The organism is Streptomyces sp. NBC_01477 (genome assembly GCF_036227245.1).
Classification (GTDB): Bacteria; Actinomycetota; Actinomycetes; order Streptomycetales; family Streptomycetaceae; genus Actinacidiphila.
In genome coordinates this window covers 7,090,596-7,110,845 of record NZ_CP109445.1, presented here as the reverse complement: position 1 = coordinate 7,110,845, position 20,250 = coordinate 7,090,596, and the positions used below count along the sequence as shown (strand labels likewise).

The following is a 20,250-nucleotide window of genomic DNA, read 5'->3' as shown; positions in this document are numbered from 1 at the left end:
ACGCGCCGCCGTACCCGTGGCACCGCCGGCCCGGCACACACTGCCGCGCCCGCGGCCCGTTCAGCCCAGCAGCAGGAAGCCCGCCAGCACGGACACCGCGTTGGCGGCGGCGGAGGCCGCGTAGGGGACAGGGCCGCGCAGGCGCAGGGCGCGGGACATCAGCCGGCCCTCGATCAGCAGCACCGCGGACTCGGCGGCGGCGAAGGCGGCCCAGTAGCCGCCGCCCGGCACATGGCGCAGGAACCACCACAGCGGGGGGTGCGTCACACAGTTGACCATGACGGCGGCGGAGGCGGTGCGGACCGGCCCCGCGGCGGACGCTACGGTGAGCGCCGCCACGTAGACAGGCACCTCGGTCACCACGGTGAGGGCGAGGGCCGCGGGGTAGGGCACGGCCGGATCGTGTCACGGGGAGGGAAGCGATGGCCAGTGCTGTCGGCACAGGCACAGGCACAGGCACACGTACGACGGCGGGCGGTGCGTTCGACGAGCGGCGGCTCGGCGGGATGGGCGCGGCGGGCACCGGCCCGGTCGCCGGCTTCGTCCTTGCGACGGCGATCGTGCTCGCGCTGTCACTGCGGATGCCCGCGGGCACAGCGGTGGTGGGCCTGGCGAGCCTCGGAATCCTGCACAATGTGCTGGAACTGCGGTACATGGCGGGGCGTTTCGAGCGGGTGCTGCACGGCCCCTTCCTGCGACTGCTGGCCGCGCTGATCACCGGCATCGTGCTGTGCCGCGTCCTGCCGGCGTCGGCAGGCACCCGGGACGGCGAGATCCTGCTCGCGTACGGCCTGCTGGCCGCGGCCTGCGTCCACGCGCTGCGGCACAGGCCCGCGGTAATGGCCGCGGCGGGCGCGGTGATCGCGACAGCGGCGACCGCCTCCCTGAGCTTCCCCGACTACCACTTCGTGGTGCTCACCCACCTGCACAACGTGGTGCCGCTGCTGTTCTTGTGGGAATGGTCGCGGGGAATGCGGCGGGGCCGCCGGGCCTTCCGCGCGGTGCAGGTCGGCTGGGTGCTGGTGATCCCGGTCCTGATCCTGTCCGGCGCCTTCGACGGGCTGACGGGGTCAGGGTCCGGCTGGACCGACCGGCTGTCGGTGTCGTACACCCCGCCGGCCTGGCAGCACACGGACGCGGGGCTGCGCTTCGTCACCGTCTTCGCCTTCATGGCGCTGATGCACTACCTGGTGTGGGTGTGGTTCATGCCGCGCTACGCGCCGGACGCCACCGCGGCCTTCGAGCGGCGGGTGCCCGTGCTGGACGGCCGCCGCGCCTGGGCGCTGGGCCTCGGCGCGGGCGCGGCGCTCGCGGCGCTCTTCGTCAGCGACTACGACCAGGGCACGTCGCTCTATGCCGCGCTGGCCACATACCACGCCTATCTGGAATTCCCCGTCCTGCTGATGCTCGTCCTGGGGATGGGTCCCCGGGCCACCGCCGGAGGCTCCGCGTGAACGCGATCCGCACCACCGTCCTGCTCGCCGACATCGCACCCCGGCACGAGGGGGGCGGTGGCGGCCACACCGCGCTGGTCGTGGTGTCCGTGGTGCTGGCGGTCGCCGTGGTGGTGCTGGTCTACGCGGCGTTCCAGCGCCGCAAGTGAGGCCGCCAGGGCGCCGCGGGTGGGCGTGGACGGCACCGCATAGTGTGGACAGGTGAGCGTATTCGACCAGCTGGGCGCCGGCCGGGACGCGGTCAGGCTGTGGTTCGCGCCGACCCGGGTCCAGGACGAGGGCGAGACTCCGGACTACCGGTTCTCGCTCGCCAACGAGCGGACCTTCCTGGCCTGGATCCGTACCGCGCTCGCCCTGATCGGCGGCGGTTTCGCCGTGGACCAGTTCCTCACCGACCGTCTGACGCACTGGTCGCGGGTGGCGCTGGCGCTGGCGCTGCTGGCCGGGGGCGTGGCCTGCACATTGCGGGCGGTCAACCACTGGGTGCGGTGCGAGCGGGCGATGCGGCGAGGTGTGAATCTGCCGGTGTCACGTTTTCCCGCGCTGCTCGCGATGCTGGTGGCGGTGATCGCGCTGGCGATGGTCGCGGTGGTCCTCTTCGGCTGGGCCGGGTGACGGCCCGGCGGCTGCCGGTCGAGACCGACCGGGACCCGGGGCTGCAACCGGAGCGCACCCGGCTGGCCTGGCGGCGTACGACGCTGTCGTGCGCGGTGACCGCGGTGCTCGCCGGGCGGCAGGTGCTGGCCGGAGGGGACGCGTCGGCGGCGCTCGCCCTGGGTCTGGCCGCGCTGGTCTTCCTGGTCTTCCTGCGGCTGGCGCACCGCCGGATAACGCAACTGGGCGCACCGCAGCCGGCGCTGATGCGGGCCGGGTCCGCCTTCGCGGTGGCGGCGTGCACGGTCGCGCTCGCGGTCTTCGGGGCCGCGGTGATGCGGTGAGCCGACAGGCCGCCGCCGCCCGGCCGCGGTGATGCGGTGAGCCGACAGGCCGCCGCCGGGCCGCGGTGACGCGGTGAGCCGGCGCCGCCCGTCCTCAGCGTGACCGCCCGCGCAGGGCGCCCGCCAGCGCGCGCACCTCGCGGTCGGCGAAGCCGGGCTCCGCGCCGAGGGTGCGGACCAGCCCGTCGCGTACGGTACGGGTCCGGCCGGCGGCGACCAGCGCCCGGGACTCGGCCAGCGCTTCCGGCAGCTGGGCGTGGTGCCACGGCTCGGCAGCGTCCTCGTCGAACCAGCGGCGGGCGGGGAAGGAGCCGTGCAGCTTGGGCTGCTGGTCGCCGTACCAGGACCACACCCGGCGCGGCAGCGACACATTGACCACGTGCCCGGCGGGCAGCGTACGCACCCAGTCGGCGGACTCCCGCGACTGCTGCCAGCGCCAGTGGTGCGGGCTGGTGGTGCCGCGCTCCGTCACACCGACGTAGCGCAGCTTGCGGCGGATCACCGCCCACGGCTCGCGGCTCTCGGCGATCCAGGCGGCCAATTCCGTGTGCACGGTGTCGAAGGTCGTCCCGCCGCTGACCACGTCCACGAGGGCCAGCGGCCTCTTGCGGCGGGCCAGCGCGTACGGTGCGAGGCCCGCGGCGGCCAGGTGCTCGCGGAAGCGGCTGCGCTGCGGCTCCCCGTAGCGGCCGGGGCAGGGACCGCTACGGGCGGTGGACAGCGGCAGCCGGACCGGCCGGCCCGGCCAGGCGGCGTCTTCGAGGGCGCCGGTGAGCAGGTCGTACATGCTGTCCAGGGAGCGGCCGACGAAGCAGAGGTCGGCGGCGCGGGACCGGGCGAGGACCTTGCCGGTGCACTCGGTCAGTTCCGGCAGGTGCCACAGGCCGGCGGGTCCCGTGCCGTCGGTGAGCGCGCCGAGCCGCGCCTCGGCGGCGCCCCCGTAGCGGGAGAGCGACCAGCGGAAGGGCTGGGGCGGTGCGGGCGGTCGTCCTGTCACGCGCACCAGTGCAGCACGCGGAACCGCCGCCGGTACAAGGGATTTCAGGGCGCCAGGATGTCCAGCTCGCGCAGCGCGCCCACGCAGATCTCCCGCATCAGGTCCTCGGCGGCGCGCGCGTCCCTGGCGCGTACCGCCTCGGCGACCCTGACGTGCAAGGTGACCGCGGCCGGATCGGGGGCAGTGAACATCACATGGTGCTCGGTACGCCCGGTCAGCACCTCGGCGACCACGTCACCGAGCCGGGCGAACATCTCGTTGCCCGACGCCTCCAGCATCACCCGGTGAAAGGCGACGTCGTGGACGAGATACGCACCGAGGTCGGCGGCCCGGCCGGCGGCGGCCATCTCCGCGGCCAGAACGGTCAGTTCGCGGCACTGCCCGGGTGTCGCGGCGCCCGCGGCGAGCCCCGCGGCGACCGGTTCCACCGCGGTCCGCAGCATGGTCAGCGACCGCAGCTGCCGGGAGCGGTCGGCGCCGGCGAGCCGCCAGCGGATGACGGCCGGGTCGAAGACGTTCCACTCCTCGGTGCGGCGCACGGTGATGCCGACCCGGCGCCGGGTCTCCACCAGGTGCATCGCCTCCAGCACCCGGACCGCCTCGCGGACCACCGTGCGGGAGACGCCGTAGCGGTTCTCCAGTTCGTCGATGCGCAGCACCGTGCCCGGCGGGTGCGCGCCGGAGGCGATGGCCGGGCCGAGTTCGGCCAGGACCCGGGAGTGCAGGCCGCCGCCCTCGTTCTGCCCGTCCCGCGTGGATCCCTGCTGTGGCATGACGACAGCCTAAGCGTCAGCACAGTCGTATGACATTTGCATCACAGACTCTTGAATAAGTAGTACCTAAGGTGTTCAGTGGGCGCCACGTCCCGCGGCACGTGGCACGTACGGATGGCTGGGAGGCACGCGACATGACGGCTGGACCCGCACCGCGACCGGTGATCGTGGTCATGGGAGTGTCGGGCTCCGGCAAGTCGACGGTCGGCGGGCTGCTGGCCGAACGGCTCGGGGTGCCCTACGCCGAGGCCGACGACTTCCACCCGGCGGCCAACATCGCCAAGATGTCGGCCGGCCATCCGCTGGACGACGCCGACCGCGCGCCCTGGCTGGACGCCATCGCCGGCTGGATCGCCGGGCGCGGCGACCGGGGCGGGGTGGTCAGCTGCTCCGCGCTGCGCCGCCGATACCGCGACCGGCTGCGGGCCGACGCGCCCGCGGTCTTCTTCGTCCACCTCGACGGCCCCGCCGAGCTGATCGCCGCCCGACTGGCCGCCAGGATGCAGCACTTCATGCCGTCGGGGCTGCTCGAATCGCAGCTCGACGCGCTCGAACCGCTGGCGCCCGACGAAGCCGGCGCCGTCGTCCCGATCGACGGCGGCACGCAGCAGATCACCGAGCGCGCGCTCGCCGCACTCCCCCGCTGACCCCGCCCCGTACCCCGCTGTCCGCCCTTGCCCCCTTTGGAGTACCCGTGTCCGCACTCAGCGTCGAGCTGCTGGCCGCCGCCACGCCCCCGCCGATAGCCGACGCCGGCAACACCCGGCTCGCCCTGGCCGCGCTCGCCGGCATCGCCGTCATCGTCCTGCTCATCACCCGCTGGAAGGTGCACGCCTTCCTCGCCCTGACCATCGGCTCCGGCGTGCTCGGCTCGGTCGCGGGCGCCCCGCTGGCCAAGACCGTCACCAGCTACTCCACCGGGCTGGGCTCGACGGTGGCCAGTGTCGGCACGCTGATCGCGCTGGGCGCGATACTCGGCAAGCTGCTCGCCGACTCCGGCGGCGCCGACCAGATCGTCGACACGATCCTGGCCAGGACCAGCGAGAAGCGGCTGCCGTGGGCCATGGCGCTGATCGCGGGCCTGGTGGGGCTGCCGCTGTTCTTCGAGATCGGCATCGTCATCCTGATCCCGGTGGTGCTGCTGGTCGCCCGGCGCAGCGGGCAGTCGCTGATCCGGCTGGGCATCCCCGCGCTGGCCGGCCTGTCGGTGATGCACGGACTGGTGCCGCCGCACCCCGGGCCGCTGGCGGCGATCGGCGCGATCCACGCCGACATGGGCATCACCCTCGCACTCGGCGTGCTGGTGGCGCTGCCCACGCTGGCCATCGCGGGGCCGCTCTTCGGGCGGGTCGCGGCCGGCTGGGTGGACGTGTCGCCGCCGGAGCGGATGACGCCGGCCCGCGCCTCCGACGACCTGGAGCGGCGGCCGAGCTTCGCGGCCACCGCCTGCACGATGCTGCTGCCGGTGGTGCTGATGCTGGCCAAGGCGCTCGCCGATGTGATCATCGACGACCAGGGCAGCCTGGCCTACCGGATCTTCGACGTCATCGGCACCCCGCTGATCGCCCTGCTGGCGGCGGTGATCGTGGCGATGTTCACCCTCGGCAGGGCCGCGGGCTTCAGCAAGGACCGCATCTCCTCGACCGTGGACTCCTCGCTCGGGCCGATCGCCGGCATCCTGCTGATCGTCGGCGCGGGCGGCGGCTTCAAGCAGACGCTGATCGACTGCGGGGTCGGGCAGATGATCCTCGACTGGTCCAAGGACTGGCACATCTCCGCACTGCTGCTCGCCTGGCTGATCGCGGTGCTGATCAGGGTCGCGACGGGTTCCGCGACGGTGGCGATCATCTCGGCGGCGGGCCTGGTCGCGCCGCTCGCCGACGGTATGTCGTCCACCCACACCGCTCTGCTGGTGCTGTCGGTCGGCGCCGGTTCGCTGTTCTTCTCGCACGTCAACGACGCCGGCTTCTGGCTGGTGAAGGAGTATTTCGGGATGGACGTCCCGCAGACCCTCAAGACGTGGTCGGTGATGGAGACGGTGATCTCGGTGGTGGCGCTGGGCTTCGTCATGCTGCTGTCGCTGGTGCTGTGACGCTGAGGCGTGCGGGTGGGGGCGGCGGGCCTGTTGCGGCCCGCCGCCCCTCATGCGTACGGCGTCGCCAGTACGCGGACGGCGCTACCGGGCCGCCGCACGCGCGTACGAGCGTCACCAGGCCGTCCTCACCCGTACGGCGTCACCAGCGCGGCACGGCCGGCGTTTGCCAGTCGGGGTCGGCCTTGCGCATCGCGGCGGCGTCGTCGCGGTCCCGCATGGTGCCGTCGTCGTCCAGCCAGCGCTGGTGCAGCGCCTTCAGGGCGTCCCGGTCCAGCTCTACCCCGAGGCCGGGCAGGTCGGAGACGGTCAGGGCGCCGCCGGTGAAGACATGGCGCTCGGTGATGACGTCCTCGGTCTGCCACGGGTAGTGCGAGTCGCAGGCGAAGTCCAGGTTGGGCACGGTGGCCGCGACATGCGTCATCGCGGCCAGGCTGATGCCCAGGTGGGTGTTGGAGTGCATCGACAGGCCGACGCCGAAGGTCCGGCAGACCGCGGCGAGCTGCTGCGTATGGCGCAGGCCGCCCCAGTAGTGGTGGTCGGACAGCACCACCTGGACGGCGTCGCGGGCGAAGGCCTCCTTGATCTCCTGGAAGGTCGTGACGCACATGTTGGTGGCCAGCGGGACCGCGGTGCCGTCCGAGACCTGGGCCATCCGGTCGGTGCCGCTCGCCGGGTCCTCCAGGTACTCCAGGACCTCGCCCAGTTCGCGGGCCACGTGCAGCGAGGTCTGCACCGACCAGGCGCCGTTCGGGTCGAGCCGCAGCGGCTTGCCGGGGAAGGCCTCGGCCAGGGCGCGGACGGCGGCGATCTCCTGCTCGGGCGGGAAGACGCCGCCCTTGAGCTTGAAGGAGCCGAAGCCGTGGTCGTCGGCGAAGCGGCGGGCCTGGGCGACCACGCCGGCCGGGTCGAGCGCCGCGCCCCAGTCGTCGGGCTCGCCCTGGCCCTGGGGGTGCTCGGCGAGGCGGTAGAAGAGGTAGGCGCTGTAGTCGACGGCGTCGCGGACCTTGCCGCCCAGCAGCGCGTGCACCGGCAGGCCCAGCTTCTTGCCGAGCGCGTCGAGGCAGGCGACCTCGAAGCCGGAGATCACCGACAGCCGCAGCTTGTCCGCGGTCTGCACACCGCGCAGCCCGCCCGCGGCGACGGATTCCGACACCTCGGCGGGGTCGCCGCACACCCGCTCGGCCAGCGTGAACAGTCCGTTCAGATCGGTGATCCGGTGCCCGGGCAGCGCCTCGGCGAGCGGGGCCGCGAGGTCCAGATAGCGGGTGTCCCCGTACGTCTCACCCACCCCGGACGTACCGTCGGCCGTGATGATCTCGACAATGAGCCGGGGGGTGTAGGGCTGGTGGACGCCCTGGGTGTTGAGCAGCGGCGGGTCGGCGATGAGGATGGGGGTCAGCCGCACCTCGGCGACTGTGAACGCGTCGGATGGACCCGCCGGGCCCGCTGTCTGCATATATGAATCACGTTCACCCATAAGACTGGAGCGTAGGTCCGGCACCCCTCGGCCGTCAACGCCGACGACAGGCGGAGCCGGGAAACTGGACGACATACCGACTGGTCGGTATGATGCCCGCATGAGTGAATCCGACAGCCCCCGGGGCCTGGACCTCGACCGGCTGCGCCGCCACCTGGACCAGCGGCGTCCCGGTCTCGCGGCCGGCGAGCTGCAGGCCGTGCTGATCCAGGGCGGGCGCTCCAACCTCACCTACCGGGTCACCGACGGCGGCTCCACCTGGGTGGTGCGCCGCCCGCCGCTCGGCCATGTGCTGGCCACCGCGCACGACATGGGCCGCGAGCACCGGGTGATCAGCGCGCTCGCCCCGACCCCGGTCCCGGTGCCGGGCACGGTGCTGCTCTGCGAGGACCCCGAGGTCATCGGCGCCCCTTTCTACGTGATGGACTTCGTCGAAGGCACGCCCTACCGCGTCGAGGACCAGCTCACCGCGCTCGGTCCCGCGCGGACCAGGGCGGTCGCACTGACCCTGGTCGACACCCTGGTGGACCTGCACGCGGTGGACCCCGCCGAGGTCGGGCTCGCCGGCTTCGGGCGGCCCGAGGGCTTCCTCGACCGGCAGCTGCGGCGCTGGGGCAAGCAGCTGGACGCCTCACGCAGCCGCGACCTGGCCGGCATCGACGAGCTGCACGCGGCGCTCGGCCGGGCGCTGCCGCACTCCCCCGCGCCCGCCGTCGTGCACGGCGACTACCGGCTCGACAATGTGCTCTTCGACGACGCCGACCGGCTCACCGCCGTCCTGGACTGGGAGATGTCCACCCTCGGCGACCCGCTGACCGATATCGGGCTGCTGGCGATGTACGGCGAGCAGCACGACATCCCCGACTTCCCCGTCCCCACCGCGGGCGGCGCCGCCGGCCACCCCGGCGCGGACGAGATCATCGAACGGTACGCGCGCAATTCCGGCCGCGATCTGTCCGACGTGGACTGGTACACCGCGTTCGCGTACTTCAAACTCGCCGTGATCCTCGAAGGCATCCACTACCGCTGGACCCTCGGCCAGACGCTCGGCGCCGGATTCGACCGGATCGGCACGGTCGTCCCGCTCTTCATCGACCGCGGACTTCGCAAACTCCAGGACCACGCCCGGGGCAGTGCCCGGGGCGGGGCAGCATCGCACCAGGAGGACTGAGCAGGATGGACTTCGCCTTCGACACCCGTACGGAGGAGCTGCGGTCCCGACTGGCCGCCTTCCTCGACGAGCACATCCACCCGGCCGAGGCCGTCTTCGCCGAGCAGCACGAGCAGGCGGGGCCCGACGCCCACTGGTCCGTACCGCCGGTCGTCGCCGACCTCAAGGCCGAGGCCAGGCGGCAGGGCCTGTGGAATCTGTTCCTGCCCGGCGCACACGGTGCCGGCCTCACCAACCTCCAGTACGCCCCGCTGGCCGAACTCACCGGGCGCAGCCCCTTCCTGGCCCCCACCGCCCTCAACTGCGCCGCCCCCGACACCGGGAACATGGAGGTGCTGGCCGAGTTCGGCACCGCCGCCCAGCGCAAGGAGTGGCTGGAGCCGCTGCTGGCCGGCGAGATCCGCTCGGCCTTCGCCATGACCGAGCCCGACGTCGCCTCGTCGGACGCGACCAACATCGAGACCCGGATCACGCGCGACGGCGACTCCTACGTCGTCAACGGCCGCAAGTGGTACATCTCAGGGGCGATGAACCCCGACTGCGCGGTCTTCATCGTCATGGGCAAGACCGACCCGGCCGCCGACCGGCACCGCCAGCAGAGCCAGATCCTGGTGCCGCGGGACACCCCCGGCGTGGAAGTACGCCGCGGCATGCGGCTGTTCGGCTACGACGACGCGGACCACGGCGGGCACGCGGAAGTCGTCTTCCGCGACGTCCGGGTGCCCGCCGAGAACCTCATCGGCGAGGAGGGCGGCGGCTTCGCCATCGCCCAGGCCCGGCTCGGCCCCGGCCGCATCCACCACTGCATGCGGCTCATCGGCATGGCCGAGCGCGCCCTGGAACTCATGTGCCGCCGCGCCACCGCCCGCGTCGCCTTCGGCAAGCCGCTGGCCGCGCAGGGCGTGGTGCAGGAGTGGATCGCCGAGTCGCGGGTCGAGATCGAGCAGCTGCGGCTGCTGGTGCTCAAGACGGCGTGGCTGATGGACACGGTGGGCAATCAGGGGGCGCACACGGAGATCCAGGCGATCAAGATCGCGACGCCTTCCGGGGTGCTGCGGATCATCGACCGCGCGATCCAGGCGCACGGGGCCGGCGGTGTCTCCCAGGACTTTCCGCTGGCGCGGCTGTGGGCCGGAGCGAGGAGCCTGCGGCTCGCCGACGGGCCGGACGAGGTGCACCGCCGCTCACTCGCCCGCCGCGAGCTTGCACGGTACGTCTAGCGCAGCCGGGGGCGCCGTCCGCCCTCCGGGGTGAGCTCCGCTCTGCCGGGCGCACCGCCCGCCGTACTGGGCACGCCCTCCGCCCCGCCGGGCGCGCCTTGTTCCGGGACCCTCCCCCGGTGGGGGGCTGAGCGCGCGGTTCCTCGCGCCCCTGAGGGGTTGCCACTTATGGTGGCGGTGCCGCTTTCCCAGCGTCGTGGCCGAGCGCGCGGTTCCTCGCGCCCCTGGCGGGGCGCGTCCTCCTCCCTCTGCGGAAGAGGGCACGCTGTCCCGGGGCGCGGGGAACTGCGCGACCAGCCACGGCGCAACCGTCGTGGGGAAACTGGCCGCCACCCCGGGGGCGCGGGCCACGGCGGTGGTCGAGGCGACAGGTCACCGCCGATGGCAGCCACCTGGGTGCCCGCCGCCGGGGGAAGGCTCGCGCCCGGCGGCGTGGCCGGGGGTCAGGGGAGGATCGCGGGGCGGCCCGTCGTGAGGCCGGCTGCGACCCGCTCGACCGCGGAAGCCGCGTCGGCAAGAGGATGGCGGTCGGCCACCAGTGGCCGCACCGCCCCGGTGTCGGCGAGCCGGCTGAGCTCGTCGTGGGCCCGCCGCACGGCGTCCGGCTCGCGCGCGGCGTACAGGCCCCAGTGCAGCCCGAGAATCCCGTAGTTCTTGACCAGCGCGTGGTTGAGCCCGGGGGCCGGCACCTTCCCGCCGGCGAAGCCGACCACGACGATCCGCCCCTCGAAGGCGATGCACTTCGTGGACTTGGCGTACGCGTCACCGCCGACCGAGTCGTAGACGACGTCGGCGCCGCGCCCGCCGGTGACCTCCTTGACGACGGCCACGAAGTCCTCCGTGCGCCGGTCGACCACGACGTCGGCCCCCAGGTCGCGGGCGACCTTCGCCTTGTCGGCGCCGCCGACGACGCCGACAACTGTGGCGCCCGCGGCCTTGCCGAGCTGGACGGCCGCGCTGCCGACCCCGCCGGCGGCGGCGTGCACGAGCAGCGTCTCGCCGGGTTGCAGCGCGGCCCTGCGGTGCAACCCGAACCACCCGGTCTGGTAGCCGATGTGCAGCACCGCCGCTTCCGCGTCGTCGAGGGCGTCGGGCGCGGGCAGCACGCCCGCGGCCGGCACGACGGCGTATTCGGCGAAGGCCCCGCCGGGCAGCGCGGCGGTGCTGATGACGCGGGCACCGGTGCCGAGGCCGGTCACCCCGGGGCCGAGCGCGGCGACCTCGCCGCACAGCTCCACGCCCGGCGTGAAGGGCAGCGGCGGCCGGACCTGGTACTGGCCGCGGCACAGCAGTGCGTCGGCGAAGTTGACGCCCGCCGCCCGTACCCGCAGCAGCACCTCACCGGGGCCGGGCTCCGGGGTGGGGATCTCGTCGAGGCGCATCGCCTCGCGCGGCTCACCGTTCTCGTGGACGCGCCATGCCTTCACGCTGGGACTCCCGAGGGGTCAGGGCTGCCGCACCGAGTGCAGCAGCAGGTCGGAGAATTCGCCGGCGACCTGCTCCGCGGACAGCGGGCCGTCCGCGTGGTACCAGGTGCCGAGGTGGTGCACGGAGCCGAAGAAGAAGTCAACCACCAGATCGGCCCGCAGACCCGGCCGGAAGCGGCCGTCCCGCTGGCCCTCCTCGACCAGCGACCGGAACCGCTCGTGGTAGCGGCGGCGCTCGGCCCGTACGGCCTTCTGCTTCTCCGGGCTGAGCTGGTGCATCGAGCGGAAGAAGATCTTGGTGTCGTCCAGGTTCTGGATGCTGGTGACCACGACGTCCGCCGCGGCCTCCGCGAGCCGTTCCTGCACGGGGGTGTCCCGGGACGCGATGGCGTCCAGGCGTTCGGTCTGCAGCCGCAGCACCCGGGCGTAGATCTCGTGCAGCAGATCGTCCTTGGAGCCGAAGTAGTGGTAGAGCGCGCCCTTGGTCACGCCCGCGGCCTCGACGATCTCCTGGACGGAGGTGCGGTCGTAGCCGCGTTCGGCGAACAGCCGGGTGGCCTCGGCGAGCAGCCGCTCGGGCACCGCCGCACCGGAGGCGGTGCGCGCGGCCGTCCCCGTGCCGCCGTCGTCGTCGCTCGTCGTGCTGCGTGCCATGACCTGCCCCTCTCCTGTACCGCCCACCGGCGTCCCGGCCGCTATGGACCCTATCCGGCCGTCGCTTTGAGCTCGCGGCGGAGGATCTTGCCGGTGGCGGTCTTGGGCAGTTCTGCCAGCACCTCCACCTGGCGCGGGTATTTGTACGCGGCCAGCCGCTCCTCGCAATAGGCGACGAGTTCGGCGGGGTCGGCCGCCGCGCCCGGGCGCAGGCTGACGTACGCCTTGACGCTCTCGCCGCGGTAAGGGTCGGGGACGCCGACGACCGCGGCCTCGCGGACGGCCGGGTGGGTGTAGAGCACGTCCTCGACCTCGCGCGGCCAGACCTTGAAGCCGGACGCGCTGATCATGTCCTTCTTGCGGTCGACCACGTAGAGCCAGCCGTCGGCGTCCATGAAGCCGATGTCGCCGGTGAGCAGTTCGCCGCCGGGAATGGCGGCGCGCGACTCGTCCGGCAGGTTCCAGTAACCGGGGACGACCATCGGTCCGCTGACCGCGATCTCGCCGGACTGGCCGAAGGGCAGCTCCGCGCCGGTGTCGTCGATGATCCGCACCATGGTGCCGGGACCCGGCACGCCGACCGCGAGGGTGCCGGAGGCCGGGTCGACCGGCGCCTCGTGGCCGGGCGGGACGCTGGCGCAGGGAGCGGTGCATTCGGTGAGGCCGTAGCCGTTGGCGAGGTAGTGGCCGCCGGAGCGGGCGCGGAAGGCCTCCACGACGGCGGGCGGCAGCGGGGCGCCGCCCGAGGAGATCAGCGTGAAGGACGCGAAATCCTCGGCAGTGGCGTCGGGCCTGGCCAGCAGCGCCATGAAGGCGGTGGCGGGGCCGACGGTGAAGGCGGGCCGGTGCTCGCGGAAGGCGTCGAGGACCACACCGGGTTCGAAGCGGTAGGCCAGGGCCACCGTGTGGCCGGCGGCCAGGCCCGCGGAGAGCTGGCAGACCATGCCGGTGATGTGGAAGAGCGGGGCCAGCGCGAAGACCACTGCGTCGGCGGGCAGTTGCTGGATGCGTATCTGGCGGTGGGCGTTGAAGGCGATGTTGCCGTGGGTGTTCAGCGCGCCCTTGGGGCGTCCGCTGGTGCCCGAGGTGTAGCTGACCAGGGCGGTGTCGCCGGCGGCCGGCAGCGGTACGTCGGGGCGCGGCCCGGCCGCGGCACGGGCGGCGGCGAGCAGGTCCTCGGCGTCGTCGGCGGGCAGCCGGCCCGCGGTCAGTACGCGGGGGTCGTCGCGGGTCTGGAGGTCGAGTTCGCTGGCGGTGAGCGCGATACGCACCGGCGAGGACGCGGCCGTGGCCCGTACGTGGCCCTGCCAGGCGTGCTCGGAGCAGACCAAAGCCGTCGCCTGGGCGTCGGTGAGGATGTGGGCGAGTTCGTGCTGCTTGTACATCGGGTTGACCGGGATGACCGCGCCGCCCGCCTTCCAGGCCGCGAGCAGCGCCACAACGAACTGCGGCACGTTCTGCAGCATGACGGCGAGCCGGTCGCCGGGCGCGAAGCCGCGGGCGGCGAGGTGGCGGGCCAGGCCGTCGGAAAGGGTGTCGAGTTCGCGGTACGTCAGAGCGCCGTCGAAATATGCCAGTGCCCGGTGGTCGGGGCGGCTCGCGGCCGAGGCGAGGAATCCGTGCAGGACGGACGGCGGGTAGTCGGTGTCCTCGCGCTGCTCCTCGGTGAAGAACCGGAGCCACGGCTGGTCGGCGTATCCGGTCATCCCTCCTCGCCCGCCTTCGCCCGGAGGTCCTCGTAGGTGCGCTGGAGTCTGTTCATGCCGCCGAGCCAGCGTTCGGGCTCCGCGGCGCGGGTCGCGTAATAGCCGGCGACCTCGGGGTGCGGCAGGATCAGGAAGCGCTCCTCGGCGATGCCGTCGAGCACCGCCCTTGCGACGTCCTCCGGCTCGATGGCGGTCGGGCCGAGCACCAGGTCGCCCGCGGGCCCCGTGGAGTCGAGCATCGCGGTGCGCACGCCCTGCGGGCAGACCGCGTGCACCGCGATGCCGCGGTGCCGGTAGGTCAGCGACAGCCACTCGGCGAAGGCGAGGGCGCCGTGCTTGGTGACGGAGTACGGGGCCGCGCCGATCATCGTCAGCAGCCCGGCGGCGGAGACGGTGGACACGAAGCGGCCCTGACCGCGCTCCAGCCACTCGGGCAGCAGGGCGCGGGCGGCGCGGACATGGCTCATCACATTGACGTCCCAGGCCAGCTCCCAGGCCGCGTCGTCCGCCTCGGGGCCGCCGCCGGTGCCGACTCCCGCATTGGCGCAGAAGACGTCGATACGCCCGCCGAGCGCGGTACGGGCGGCGGGCACGATTCCCGAGGCGTCGCCCGCGACCACTGCGGCGCCGATCTGGTCGGCCACCTTGTGCGCGGCCTCGGCGTCGAGGTCGTTGACCACCACCCGGGCGCCTTCGGCCGCGAAGGCGCGGGCGAGGGCGGCGCCGATGCCGCCGCCGGCTCCGGTAACGACCACTCGGGCGTCGCGCAGTGTTTCCGCCACCACAACCGTGTCTCCTTCGACTCGACTCCGGGCTGACCCGTGCTGGCATACTAAGCAGTCGGTCACTCAATCCGGAAGGGCCCGGGCGCCCGCCGCCGCAACCGGTGCGCGTTCACCCGCCGGGGGGATGGACGCTGCCCTGGGCCGCCGGGATGATGCACACAGAGCGGACAATCGCGGGCCTTTCGGCAGCCGCGGGCGCGAGGGGAGCCATGGCCGTGGCACATGTGCAGCCCTACTGGGACCTCACCTTCGACGCGGACGGCGACCCCGACCCCGGGCAGCGCGACGCCCTGCTGGCACACGTCGGGGACCGCACCGACCTGGTGCTCTTCGCGCACGGCTGGAACGACGACGTGTCCAAGGCGTCGGCCCTCTTCGCCCGCTTCTACGCGCCCTTCCCCGGCCTGCTGGCCGACGCGAGGCGCATACGCCTCGGCTACGCGGGGGTGCACTGGCCCTCGATGCGGTTCTCCGACGAACCCATCCCGGACTTCCCGCACACCGCCGCCCTTGCGGAGGCCGGGATCGACGCGGACATTGCCGCGCTCAAACGGGTGCTGCCCGGGCACGACCCCGCCGCCGACCGGATCGCGCACCTGCTCGCGCGCCAGCCGGACGAGCCCGGGGCCCTGGCCGGATTCGCCGCCCTGGTCCGCACGCTGACCGGCTGCGCCGAGCCGCGGGCCACCGCGCTCGCGCAGGACGTCGGCGGTACGGACGCGCCGCCCGCGCTGTTCACCGAGGACCCCGGCGCCATGTGCGCGGCGCTGGCCGACGCGCTCGCCGCCGCACAGGGCCGCGCGGACCTGCTGGGCGGGCTCGGCGGGACGATCTGGTCCGGAGCCCGGGAGTTGCTGCGGCAGGCCGCGTATTACGCCATGAAGGGCCGCGCGGGCAGGGTCGGCCGAGCGGGGCTCGGGCCGCTGCTGGGTCTGCTTGCCGTACGCGCTCCCGGCACCCGGGTGCATCTGGCAGGTCACAGCTTCGGTGCCCGGCTGGTCTCCTTCGCCCTGGCCGGGCTGCCGCCCGAGGCCCGCAACGTCGCCTCGGTCACCCTCCTGCAGGGTGCCTTCTCGCACTCCGCCTATGCCCCCGGCGGCGCTCTCCAAGGCCTCCAGGCCCGCGTCCACGGCCCTGTGGTGGCCTGCCACTCCACCCACGACCAGGCACTCGGCATCTTCTATCCGCTGGTGTCCCGCCTCTCGGGCGACGACAGGTCCCTGCTGGGCGACGGCCGCTGGGGTGCGCTCGGCCACGACGGCTTCCACGGCATCCCCGGCACTCCCGCGATGCCGCTGGCCGCGGCGCTGCGCGGTGTCCTGCCGGGGGGCCGGTGCGTCAGCGTCGACGCCTCCGCCGTCATCCGCGCGGGCGGCCCTCCCGCCGGCGCCCACAGCGACATCTACCACCCCGACCTGGCCCGCCTCACCCTCCATGCGGCGGCCCTGCTCTGAGCACCGCCTTCTGCGGGATGCGCCCTTGCTCCCTTCGCGGAGGAGGGCAGGCTTCCAGGGGCGCGGCGAACTGCGCGGGCAACCACGAAGCGCCGCAAGGTGCGAAGGCCACCGCATGCGGCACTCACCCAGGGGCGCGGCGAACTGCGCGACAAGCCACGGCGGACCGTCGTGTGGAGACGGACCGCCACCACCCCAGGGGCGCCGGCCACGGCGGTGGTGAAGCCGGGACGGACCCGCGGCCGGAGACCATGGCGAGCCCCGCAGGGGGGACGCGGAAAGACCGCGCCCACCCCCACGGGAAAGCCTCAGCGGTGTGAGGGGAATTCCACGACCTGCTGGAACGTAGGCCGGTTCTGCCAGCTGATCCGAGCGTCCGTGACCCCGCCCAGCGGCCGCTGGACGATGGAGTCGGCGCACCACTGATCGCCCGCGGCGCACCCGTCGTCACCGGGATAGACCGTGGTGGCCGGAACGGCCGCGGCCTGCTTGAGCGTGTTCAGCAGCACGTCACGGCAGGCGGCCAGCTGCCCGCCGCCGCAGTACGTGCGGGCCAGTGGCCCCGCCACCTGCCCGCCCAGCACTTGCCGCAGGTCCTTGTCGACGTAGCTCCACCAGCCGTACTGGAAGGCGCTTCCGGCGTGCGAACCGGTCGGCCCGTGACCGGCGGACGGCGACTCGTCGACGGTGAGGTCGGCGGTGAGCGCCGTATAGAGGCTGCCGCCCAGACCCGGCTGGAATTCGCCCTGGACGAGCAGTGGCCACCACGCGTCCATGACGCGGACGGCGTCGGCGTTCGCGTAGGTGTGGGAGCCCGGCGACGTCTCATGGCGCTTGGTGCCGGCCGTACGCCAGGCGGTCAGCTGCTGGACGGCGGTGGCCTCCTGCGGGTCGGTGACGGGCGCGCTGTTGATGACCTGGAGCAGCTCGGGCAGTACGTCCTCGCCCCGCAGGTCGGTCAGTGCGGCGTCGTCCATCGCCTTGGCAAGGGCCGACCTGGTGACGCCGCCGGCCTTGACCAGTGCCTTGACGCGGTCGTCGAGGAGGTCGGCGCGGTGCACGGCCCCGTTTCCGAAGCCCGCCGACGTATAGCCGGGGGCCTGCTTGTTGTTCCAGGAGACGTAGTAGTCCTGGTTGACGGACTGCGGGTGCTGCGCGGGCGGCGTGTAGGACGCGGTGTTGGTCGTCGGGTCCCAGCCGCGCCAGTCGTACGCGGCCTGCGCCCAGATCGGGAAGGACGCGTCGACACCGTCGGCCCGCACCGGGTTGGTGCCGCTGTTGTAGTACGCGGTCTGCCGTGAGTCGGCGTAGAACCAGTTGAAGGTGTAGTTGATGTCCTGCGCGGCCTTCTGGAAGGACGCGGCGTCATGGACGAAGCCTGGGTCGTTGAGTTCCTGGAAGCCCAGGATCGAGTCGGCCTCGTGCCGGTAGGAGCTGCGCAGCTGCGTATAGGCGACGGCTTTGCCGCCGACGGTGGCGCGGTATTCGACCGGGCCGTAGGCGGTCCGCCAGACCTGCATGCGGTAGGAGCCCGCGGCGGTGGAGTCGGCCAGGGTCGGCTTCCAGGAGTTGGTGCGCTCCAGCTTCTCCATGGCGACGCAATTGCCGTGGAAAATGTAGTGCGTGGAGTCCTGGCACAGTTCGACGGCGTAGGTGTCGGTGACGTCCTGGGCCGCGGAGGTCGCGCTCCAGGCGTAGTCCTGGCCGCGGCCCATCTCGACGTACATGCCGACGCCGGCGAAGGACGCGCCGCGCGCGCTGATGCCGGGGCCCTGGAGTTCCTGGAGCATCAGCAGCTGTGGCGCGAAGTAGCCGGTCTGCGGGCCGAAGACGGCGACCGGGTGGCCGCTCGCGGTGTGGGCGCCGCTGACGACCAGGGCGTTGGACATGCCCTTCTTGGTGGAGAAGAGGTTGCCGGGCAGCACACCGGGGCTCTTGGTGGTGGCCTGCGTGGCGCCGCCGGTCGCGTCGTAGACGAGGGGTTCCGCGACGACCGAGCCGGCGTCGGGGAGCGCTTCGCCCTGGGCGACGGCCGGCTTGCCCGCGTAGGGGAAGCTGGTGCCGTCGTGGACGGTGGCGGTGGCTTCCGGGTCGTCGCGCTCGCGGAACGACTCCCAGACCTTGGTGCCCTCGGTCACGCCGTACTGCTGCTGCGCCGCCAGCAGGGACAGCGCCGACTGCACCTCGCCGCCGCCGCCGGTGCCGAAGAGCGCGCCGATCACGGAGGCCAGCGCGATCAGGTCGGTGAGCTGGAACGGGTCGATGGTGCCGGCGTTGGTGATGGCGTCCACATGCCCGGTCAGCACGTATTCGCCGGGGAAGTAGCGCCCGTTCTTCGCCGCGGTGATGTACGCGTTGATGCCGTCCACGTACGCCTGGGCGTCGGCGAGCGCCTGCTGGCCGCGGGCGCCGCCGGTGCTGGCCAGGTGGTCGATCTGCGCCTGGAGGTCGGCCTCGGTATAGGGTGCCTGCTTCCAGAATTCCTGCTCAAGGCCGCGGTTCGCGGCGGCGCCGCCGGCGAACGACGACAGTTCGCCGCGTCCGACGTGCCGGAAGAGGTCCATGAGCCAGAGCCGGTCCTGCGCCGCCGCGTATCCCGCGCCGTATTCGGTGCCCTGCCTGGTGGTGCCCTTGATGTGCGGCACCCCGGTCTTCTTGTCCCGGGTGATCGTCACATCGGAGCGCGGGCTGATGATGGAGGCGATCTGGCTCGGCGGTACGCCGAAGGACGAGTCGTTGAAGAAGTTGGTGATGGTGGCGTCGGTCAGGGTCGGGTACCCGTCCGCGAGGGAGGCGTACGGGCCGAGCTGGTCCGAGGTGTGCGCGGGCTGGGTGCCGAGCGCCTTGTTCGCCAGGATGTCGGCAAGGGTGGCGTTGCCGTTCTCGCCCGGCGGCAAGATGTCGGCGCACTGCGCCGCGCAGTAGTCGCCCGGGTCTGCGGCGTGCGCTGCCAGTGGCACCGGGGCCACCAGGGTCGCCGCGAGCGCCAGCAGCGCTCCTGCGGTGGCCGTTTTCAGCGTGCCGATCCTGCCGATCCGTCGTGGGGTCCGTAGCGGCATGTCTGCTCCTTCCGGAAGCCGGTGCGCGGAGGTTACCGCCGGTACACCGGCCCCGGAAGATGAACATGCGTCAGGTTTTCGGATTCCTCACAGCTCGGCGGACGAACACGGTCGATTTCCGGCCCGTCGGCCCCCCGGGCGAGCGCCCGGCGCATCAAACCTCGGCCCGTCGGCTCCCGGCGCGTCGCAACCCGGGGCGCCGGCCCCCGGGGTCAGCACCCGGCGCAGGGCTCAGGGCTGCGGCCCGGCCCGCACTCCATGTGCGACGCGCTCAGCGCGCCGCCCGCAGGACGAACACGCCCCAGCCCAGATAGCGGCGGTTCCATTCCAGGTGGGTGCGGCGGCCGTGGTCGAGGAAGTCCCGCATGTCGGCCGCGTCGGGGTGCCCGGCCGGGGCGTCGCGCAGCCAGTCCGCGATGGCGAACCACTGCCCGGCGGCGTAGCGGTCCCAGCTGTCGCCGTCGGCCAGCACCATCTCGACCAGCTCCATCCCCGCCGCGCCGAACCGGTCGAGGGTGCCGACCAGCGAGGTGTAGTCGTCAGGGGCCGCCCCGATCGCCTCCAGCGCGCCCTCGGGGGCCGGCTCGGTCCAGTACGGCTCGCCGATGAGCATCAGGCCGCCGGGCCGCAGGGCGGGGCGCAGCAGCTCGATCGTCCCGGCCAGGCCGCCGCCGATCCAGCTGGCGCCGACGCAGGACACCACGTCATAGGCGGCGGCGTCCGCCACGTACGCTCCTGCGTCGCCGCGCTCGAAACTCACCCGTTCGGAGACGCCGAGTTCGGCCGCCCGCTCCCTTGCGGCGGTCAGGAAGACCTCGCTGAGGTCGACGCCGACCCCGCCGGTGCCGTGCCGCTGCGCCCACCGGGTGAGCATCTCGCCCTTGCCGCAGGCCAGATCGAGCTGCCGCTGCCCGGGCTCCAACCGGCAGATCTCACCGAGCAGCATCAGCTTCTCCTCGGTGATGGGGTTGAGGATGCGGTGCCGGGACTCGGCGATCTCGTGGTGGCGCAGGCTCATACGGCTCCTCGGTCACGGTGCC

General features: G+C 73.0%; 19 protein-coding genes. 9 read left to right on the top strand and 10 right to left on the bottom strand.

All coding sequences use genetic code 11. The features are described 5' to 3' along the window. Positions 1-60: 60 nt before the first annotated feature. Positions 61-393, bottom strand: coding sequence for a hypothetical protein (locus tag OHA86_RS30260; RefSeq protein WP_329180337.1), 333 nt, complete (start codon positions 391-393; stop codon positions 61-63). Positions 394-422: 29 nt separating this feature from the next. Here OHA86_RS30260 and OHA86_RS30255 point away from each other — a divergent pair, with 29 nt between their 5' ends. Genes OHA86_RS30255 through OHA86_RS30240 form a run of 4 tightly spaced genes read left to right on the top strand, consistent with a single transcriptional unit; the run spans position 423 to position 2,392 of the window. Then, complete coding sequence (locus OHA86_RS30255; RefSeq protein ID WP_329180335.1) at positions 423-1,454, top strand: hypothetical protein; 1,032 nt, start codon at positions 423-425, stop codon at positions 1,452-1,454. Beyond that, complete coding sequence (locus OHA86_RS30250) at positions 1,451-1,603, top strand: hypothetical protein (RefSeq protein ID WP_329180333.1); 153 nt, start codon at positions 1,451-1,453, stop codon at positions 1,601-1,603. The genes OHA86_RS30255 and OHA86_RS30250 overlap by 4 nt, the downstream gene beginning before the upstream one ends. Positions 1,604-1,655: 52 nt before the next feature. Then, positions 1,656-2,069, top strand: coding sequence for a YidH family protein (locus OHA86_RS30245; RefSeq protein WP_329180331.1), 414 nt, complete (start codon positions 1,656-1,658; stop codon positions 2,067-2,069). Further along, the gene (locus tag OHA86_RS30240; protein ID WP_329180329.1) at positions 2,066-2,392 is read left to right on the top strand and encodes a DUF202 domain-containing protein; all 327 of its coding nucleotides are present in this window, start codon (positions 2,066-2,068) and stop codon (positions 2,390-2,392) included. Before OHA86_RS30245 ends, OHA86_RS30240 begins: the two co-directional genes overlap by 4 nt. A gap of 94 nt (positions 2,393-2,486) precedes the next feature. On the opposite strand, the gene OHA86_RS30235 is transcribed toward OHA86_RS30240, so the two are convergent. Next, on the bottom strand, positions 2,487-3,389 hold the full coding sequence (locus tag OHA86_RS30235; protein ID WP_329180327.1) for a hypothetical protein: 903 nt from the start codon (positions 3,387-3,389) through the stop codon (positions 2,487-2,489). A 44-nt stretch (positions 3,390-3,433) separates the two neighbouring features. Beyond that, positions 3,434-4,162, bottom strand: coding sequence for a FadR/GntR family transcriptional regulator (locus OHA86_RS30230; protein ID WP_329180326.1), 729 nt, complete (start codon positions 4,160-4,162; stop codon positions 3,434-3,436). A 134-nt stretch (positions 4,163-4,296) separates the two neighbouring features. On the opposite strand from OHA86_RS30230, the gene OHA86_RS30225 reads away from it, so the two are divergent. Together OHA86_RS30225 and OHA86_RS30220 are read left to right on the top strand one after the other, a co-directional pair. After that, the gene (locus OHA86_RS30225) at positions 4,297-4,809 is read left to right on the top strand and encodes a gluconokinase (protein ID WP_329180324.1); all 513 of its coding nucleotides are present in this window, start codon (positions 4,297-4,299) and stop codon (positions 4,807-4,809) included. Between the two features lie 47 nt (positions 4,810-4,856). Then, positions 4,857-6,254 (top strand): GntT/GntP/DsdX family permease, encoded by a 1,398-nt coding sequence (locus OHA86_RS30220; protein WP_329180322.1) that lies wholly within the window; start codon positions 4,857-4,859, stop codon positions 6,252-6,254. A 142-nt stretch (positions 6,255-6,396) separates the two neighbouring features. Here OHA86_RS30220 and OHA86_RS30215 read toward each other — a convergent pair whose 3' ends face one another. Then, positions 6,397-7,713, bottom strand: a complete 1,317-nt coding sequence (locus tag OHA86_RS30215) for a glucarate dehydratase family protein (RefSeq protein WP_329180320.1) — start codon at positions 7,711-7,713, stop codon at positions 6,397-6,399. Positions 7,714-7,834: 121 nt separating this feature from the next. Between OHA86_RS30215 and OHA86_RS30210 the strand changes: the two genes are divergently transcribed. Further along, positions 7,835-8,905 (top strand): phosphotransferase family protein, encoded by a 1,071-nt coding sequence (locus OHA86_RS30210; RefSeq protein WP_329180318.1) that lies wholly within the window; start codon positions 7,835-7,837, stop codon positions 8,903-8,905. A 5-nt stretch (positions 8,906-8,910) separates the two neighbouring features. Then, the gene (locus OHA86_RS30205) at positions 8,911-10,125 is read left to right on the top strand and encodes an acyl-CoA dehydrogenase family protein (protein ID WP_329180316.1); all 1,215 of its coding nucleotides are present in this window, start codon (positions 8,911-8,913) and stop codon (positions 10,123-10,125) included. Between the two features lie 443 nt (positions 10,126-10,568). Here the strand turns inward: OHA86_RS30205 and OHA86_RS30200 are convergent, their stop codons facing one another. The 4 genes from OHA86_RS30200 to OHA86_RS30185 are packed head-to-tail and all read right to left on the bottom strand — an operon-like array spanning position 10,569 to position 14,694. After that, complete coding sequence (locus OHA86_RS30200; RefSeq protein ID WP_329180315.1) at positions 10,569-11,552, bottom strand: NADPH:quinone oxidoreductase family protein; 984 nt, start codon at positions 11,550-11,552, stop codon at positions 10,569-10,571. 18 nt (positions 11,553-11,570) lie between these two features. Continuing rightward, positions 11,571-12,206 (bottom strand): TetR/AcrR family transcriptional regulator, encoded by a 636-nt coding sequence (locus OHA86_RS30195; protein WP_329180313.1) that lies wholly within the window; start codon positions 12,204-12,206, stop codon positions 11,571-11,573. A 50-nt stretch (positions 12,207-12,256) separates the two neighbouring features. Further along, positions 12,257-13,912, bottom strand: a complete 1,656-nt coding sequence (locus tag OHA86_RS30190) for an AMP-binding protein (protein ID WP_329180311.1) — start codon at positions 13,910-13,912, stop codon at positions 12,257-12,259. Further along, entirely contained in the window at positions 13,909-14,694 is a 786-nt protein-coding gene (locus tag OHA86_RS30185) for an SDR family oxidoreductase (RefSeq protein ID WP_329182614.1), read from the bottom strand. The genes OHA86_RS30190 and OHA86_RS30185 overlap by 4 nt, the downstream gene beginning before the upstream one ends. Positions 14,695-14,906: 212 nt before the next feature. Between OHA86_RS30185 and OHA86_RS30180 the strand changes: the two genes are divergently transcribed. Then, positions 14,907-16,151, top strand: a complete 1,245-nt coding sequence (locus OHA86_RS30180) for a serine-threonine protein kinase (protein ID WP_329180310.1) — start codon at positions 14,907-14,909, stop codon at positions 16,149-16,151. 308 nt (positions 16,152-16,459) lie between these two features. Here OHA86_RS30180 and OHA86_RS30175 read toward each other — a convergent pair whose 3' ends face one another. Together OHA86_RS30175 and OHA86_RS30170 are read right to left on the bottom strand one after the other, a co-directional pair. Then, positions 16,460-19,210 (bottom strand): penicillin acylase family protein, encoded by a 2,751-nt coding sequence (locus OHA86_RS30175; RefSeq protein WP_329180307.1) that lies wholly within the window; start codon positions 19,208-19,210, stop codon positions 16,460-16,462. A 271-nt stretch (positions 19,211-19,481) separates the two neighbouring features. After that, on the bottom strand, positions 19,482-20,228 hold the full coding sequence (locus tag OHA86_RS30170; protein WP_329180305.1) for an SAM-dependent methyltransferase: 747 nt from the start codon (positions 20,226-20,228) through the stop codon (positions 19,482-19,484). Between the last annotated feature and the right edge of the window lie 22 nt (positions 20,229-20,250).

What these genes read in the sequence shown, in the direction of transcription:
- OHA86_RS30190 (WP_329180311.1), bottom strand. Translation starts at nt 13,912, where the DNA reads ATGACCGGATACGCCGACCAGCCGTGGCTCCGGTTCTTCACCGAGGAG.
- OHA86_RS30180 (WP_329180310.1), top strand. Translation starts at nt 14,907, where the DNA reads ATGGCCGTGGCACATGTGCAGCCCTACTGGGACCTCACCTTCGACGCG.
- OHA86_RS30170 (WP_329180305.1), bottom strand. Translation starts at nt 20,228, where the DNA reads ATGAGCCTGCGCCACCACGAGATCGCCGAGTCCCGGCACCGCATCCTC.
- OHA86_RS30210 (WP_329180318.1), top strand. Translation starts at nt 7,835, where the DNA reads ATGAGTGAATCCGACAGCCCCCGGGGCCTGGACCTCGACCGGCTGCGC.
- OHA86_RS30205 (WP_329180316.1), top strand. Translation starts at nt 8,911, where the DNA reads ATGGACTTCGCCTTCGACACCCGTACGGAGGAGCTGCGGTCCCGACTG.
- OHA86_RS30255 (WP_329180335.1), top strand. Translation starts at nt 423, where the DNA reads ATGGCCAGTGCTGTCGGCACAGGCACAGGCACAGGCACACGTACGACG.
- OHA86_RS30195 (WP_329180313.1), bottom strand. Translation starts at nt 12,206, where the DNA reads ATGGCACGCAGCACGACGAGCGACGACGACGGCGGCACGGGGACGGCC.
- OHA86_RS30175 (WP_329180307.1), bottom strand. Translation starts at nt 19,210, where the DNA reads ATGCCGCTACGGACCCCACGACGGATCGGCAGGATCGGCACGCTGAAA.
- OHA86_RS30215 (WP_329180320.1), bottom strand. Translation starts at nt 7,713, where the DNA reads ATGCAGACAGCGGGCCCGGCGGGTCCATCCGACGCGTTCACAGTCGCC.
- OHA86_RS30225 (WP_329180324.1), top strand. Translation starts at nt 4,297, where the DNA reads ATGACGGCTGGACCCGCACCGCGACCGGTGATCGTGGTCATGGGAGTG.
- OHA86_RS30230 (WP_329180326.1), bottom strand. Translation starts at nt 4,162, where the DNA reads ATGCCACAGCAGGGATCCACGCGGGACGGGCAGAACGAGGGCGGCGGC.